The organism is Roseiarcus sp. (assembly GCF_052145395.1).
In the GTDB taxonomy this organism is placed as follows: Bacteria; Pseudomonadota; Alphaproteobacteria; order Rhizobiales; family Beijerinckiaceae; genus Roseiarcus.
On sequence record NZ_JBKQOT010000225.1, the window covers coordinates 1 to 3,962 of the forward strand.

Here is a 3,962-nt window from a genome sequence, read left to right on the forward strand (position 1 = left end):
CCGAGCCGGTGTTCGGGCAGATCAAGCAGGCCCGCGGCTTCCGTCAGTTCCTGATGCGCGGGCTCGACAACGTCGCCAACGAATGGGGCCTCGTCTGCCTCGCCCACAACATGCTCAAACTGGCCCAGGGGCGGAGTCTGTCCACCGCTAAGCTCGCAACCGCCTGAACCCCGCCAACCCGCCCAAACCGGCCAAATCCGCCTCCAGAGCCGCCAATACCCTCCAATTCGCCGCAACGCCGGACACTATCTGGACAGATCCCAGGGGGAGGTGGATAGCGACCAACGCTCTGGCAGAGTGTGGTTGCTAACACCGACTCTGGAGACGAGCATGCCAACCATAGCTGACCGACACGACGCGCCGACCGCCATCCAAACCAATCTTGCCGCAATTTTCATCTCCTTGGAACTGAATCATCGTTGGCGGACTAAGGACGATGACAGACAAAGCAATTGTCGCGATGGAGATCCCGATCTCATTCCTGTTCGGGCGTTTCTTGCTCCGTGCTCACAGAAAGCACGTGGCAGTTACGGTCGATATTGACGTCCACATCGTACACTCCGCCAGGGAACTCGTCGACTTCCACGCGCAGATGATTCGGCCCGAGGGAGACCGGATCGCCGTGAACGTAGATTTGCCCTAGTGGACCGGTTCGCTCCATCGCCTTCAAAGCGGCGGAGTCGACGGAGGCGACACAATTGTCCTTGGACGCCGTCACAGGCGGCTTCGTCTCGTCCGCAAGGGCCGGGATCGCGAGGGACGTCGCGATCCCAAGCCCGACAACGATTGCGTGTTTCATGTCATGCTCCTCGGATTGATTGCGGTTGCCGGCGATCGACGGCGGTTCTCCAAGCTGAGCAACGCGGGGCGCGGAGAGGGGGACAGACGAGCGCCCTCGAAGGCGGGCGGTTGCGTGCGACCGCACCCTTCCATCGCTTTGCTAGCAGCCTGTCGGACTCGAGGTTTTCGAGACGCGCAGCGCACTGATATTGTTACATTTTGTGTTTGCCCGAAAATTTGCCCGAAAAGACAAAATGCGAGGGGCCGACCTCCGTGTATGGCCGAGAGCTACAGGCGCTGACGCCGGGGCGGCCAACATCACTCCGACCGTTACCGCGGCCGCCGCTGAATACTTCAATTGGATCTCCATCGCGCAAACGCACCATGCGCCTGTGACGTCTTCACGAATACATTCGAGAGCGTCCGGGCAATCATATCAGACTGATCAGGCTCGAAAAAATAAATTCACTTGTTATAAACTATAATTTATGAAGCGAAACTAACTGAATTCTGTTCAATACCCCCCATTCTTTGACCGCCCATTCGCCGCCGCCCAAGGGCGACTAGGATTCTGCATCACGCTCCTGCGGCGAGCCCGCGGCGAAGAGGTCGACATCCAGGGTCGCCGGCCAGTCCAAACTCAAAACCCGTTGCAAAAAGCGCACATTGACGGGCGCAATCTTACGCCGGTTATAACGCCCCCCAGCCGCCGCCAGCCGCTCGGCGGCCTTCACATGGATATTTACTCGTGCGAGTCTATGGAAATGGTTGTTTTTAAGAAACCGCGTAACTGCCAGAATTGGTGGCCCGCGACGCCGGCCTCCGAGACAGCCCGGATTTCACGCCGGACGGGCCATAGCGCCGATTCTAAATCGTGTTTTGGCGTGACGCGCACCGTAAGAATCATGCGCGCGCCGGATGGCCCCGGGATTGGGCCGCGGTCCGGCGCGTCGAGATCGAGTCTGGCGTGCGCCGGGAGTTCGGGGCTTGTTATGAAGAGACTTGGCATTCTGCTTCTGGCGGCCGTCGGGTTCGCCGCGATCGCCCAGGCGGCCGATCTGCCGACGACGAAGGCGCTCGCGCCTACCGCCAAGCCGGACTGCTGGTCGAGCTTCTGGAACTGGTTGAACGCCTCGGCAACCGATTGCCCGATCGGCGCCTACGGCGTGACTCTCTACGGCACGCTCGATGTCAACGCCACGTATCTGAGCCAGGGCGCGAACCTCAACCCAAGCGCCGACAAGCTCTTTTACGGCATCCAGAAGGGCGCCAACGGCTCCCGCGCGATGTTCGGCTTCAACGGCCTGAGCACCAGCGGTATCGGCCTCAAGATGACGGAAAACATCCTTCCCTACGGCTGGTCGCTGATCGGCGTCCTCGAAGCGGCCGTCAACCCGTATTCGGGAATGCTCTCCAACGGCCCGCGATCGCTGGCCGACCAGAACCTGCGCCCCGCGAGCGCCTTCCCCTGGCAGACGACGAGCTTCGATGGGAGCCGCGCCGGCCAATGGGACAACACGCAAGGCTTTATCGGCGTCAACAATCCGACCTATGGGACGCTGACCTTCGGCCGCACGAACTCGCTCGCGTATGACGTCGAGACGGCTTATGATCCGGTTGCCTCGATCGCGTTCTCGCTGATCGGGTTCTCCAATGCGTTCCCCGGCTTCGGGGACACCGAGACCGCCCGCACCACGGCCGTCACCTACCGGCTGAACTATCAGAATTTCCGCGCTACAGGCCAGGCGACGGTCGGCGGCTATGACTGGGACAATGCCGTCTCCAATCAATATCAGGGCCAGATCGGCGCCGATTTCGGACCGCTGTCGCTCGACGGCGTAGTCAGCTACGCGCAGAACGCCGTATCGCTCTCGACCTATGGCATCAACCCGTGGTTGTCCCCGACGAGCATCAAGGACATCGACGGCAACTGGTTCATCGCCCAGAAAAATATCTACGGGCAAAACGAATATTACAACCCCAACGACGTCCTGAAGGCGACGCTGTCGAACAACTTCGGCGTTGAGCTGGTCGCTAAATACAAGTGGAACACCGTGACGTTCTACGGCGGATACCTCTACGCCAATCTCGGCGACCCCTCTGACGCCTACGCCTATGGTTTCTCGACCATCGCCAACGGCATCTTCGTTCCGTCGAGCGCCGTCACCTCCACGGCTTATCTCAACAACGGCGCCTACGCGTCGCCCGCCTATCCGATCAACCGCATCAACAACACAATCTGGACGGGTTTCAAGTGGTCGATCTGGAGCAACCTCGACCTTGCAATGGGCTTCTATTACCAGACTCAAAACGATTATAACTTCACCTGGAACACCGGGACGACCAAGGGCATTCCCTACGGCTACGCCACGTCGGCGGCCTGCACCGGGACCGGCGCGTTCATCAGCAGCAGCAAGTGCGCGGGCAGCCAGGACGCCGTGTCGCTCCTTGTCGACTATCGGCCGGTCGGGCGGGTCGATCTCTACGCTGGGGTGATGATGACCAACGTGTACGGCGGGATGGCGAACGGCTACGCCAAGACATACTACGCGATTCCGGGCAACACCAAATACTCCTGGACGAGCGCGACCACACAGGATTGGGACCCGGCCATTGGCCTTCGCATCCGCTTTTGACGATCATGCTCCGGCGGCGGACGCCGCCCGCGAGGTTGCCTTGACCCCTTTAATCGAGCCCTCCTAGCGGCTCGATCTGCGTTCGGCCGCGGGCGCGAAAGCAACTCGCCATCGCGTCAGCCGGTATTGCCGCCGATGCAGCCCACGTTGCAATCGTTGATGTCGCGGCTCAGCCCGTCCTCGTCGCCCTGGCCGCTCGCATAGGGCGCGGCGTGCGGAAACCAGGACGGAGCTGCCAACGCGGGTGGGGCGACTTTGAGCGATCGCGTCGTGAGCGATCGCCGACTCCGGCGCCCAGTAAATGATCTAATACACGTGTTAAATGTGATAACAGATATGATGGTGGCGAACCGGATCCACCGGCGCATCTATCTGTGCGCAAAAGGCTGGGATCGCCAAGACGGCCGCAAGCCCAAGCCCGATACCAATGGCCTGTCTCATGTCGCGCTCCTCGGAATTCCAACGCGGCGATTGGCGCACCGTTCTAGTCAGTCGGGCTGGCCGCCGATACAGCCCTTGTTGCAGTCGTCGATGTTCGTGCTGAGC

The 3,962-nt window shown here is 60.8% G+C and carries 6 protein-coding genes; 3 read left to right on the plus strand and 3 right to left on the minus strand.

Annotated elements, in window-relative coordinates:
* Window positions 1–167: transposase (locus ACLP25_RS07710; protein ID WP_442468634.1), on the plus strand; the 167-nt coding region annotated here is incomplete at its 5' end.
* Window positions 168–475: 308 nt separating this feature from the next.
* On the opposite strand, the gene ACLP25_RS07715 is transcribed toward ACLP25_RS07710, so the two are convergent.
* Both ACLP25_RS07715 and ACLP25_RS07720 read right to left on the minus strand, forming a co-directional pair.
* A complete protein-coding gene (locus tag ACLP25_RS07715; RefSeq protein WP_442468629.1) occupies window positions 476–799 on the minus strand; it encodes a hypothetical protein in 324 nt (107 codons plus the stop codon).
* Between the two features lie 544 nt (window positions 800–1,343).
* Window positions 1,344–1,514: a hypothetical protein gene (locus ACLP25_RS07720; protein WP_442468630.1), complete on the minus strand. Its 171-nt coding sequence runs from the start codon at window positions 1,512–1,514 to the stop codon at window positions 1,344–1,346.
* A 258-nt stretch (window positions 1,515–1,772) separates the two neighbouring features.
* Between ACLP25_RS07720 and ACLP25_RS07725 the strand changes: the two genes are divergently transcribed.
* Window positions 1,773–3,416, plus strand: coding sequence for a porin (locus ACLP25_RS07725; RefSeq protein ID WP_442468631.1), 1,644 nt, complete (start codon window positions 1,773–1,775; stop codon window positions 3,414–3,416).
* A gap of 116 nt (window positions 3,417–3,532) precedes the next feature.
* Here the strand turns inward: ACLP25_RS07725 and ACLP25_RS07730 are convergent, their stop codons facing one another.
* Window positions 3,533–3,655, minus strand: a complete 123-nt coding sequence (locus tag ACLP25_RS07730) for a hypothetical protein (RefSeq protein ID WP_442468632.1) — start codon at window positions 3,653–3,655, stop codon at window positions 3,533–3,535.
* A 97-nt stretch (window positions 3,656–3,752) separates the two neighbouring features.
* Here ACLP25_RS07730 and ACLP25_RS07735 point away from each other — a divergent pair.
* Window positions 3,753–3,962: hypothetical protein (locus tag ACLP25_RS07735; protein ID WP_442468633.1), on the plus strand; the 210-nt coding region annotated here is incomplete at its 3' end.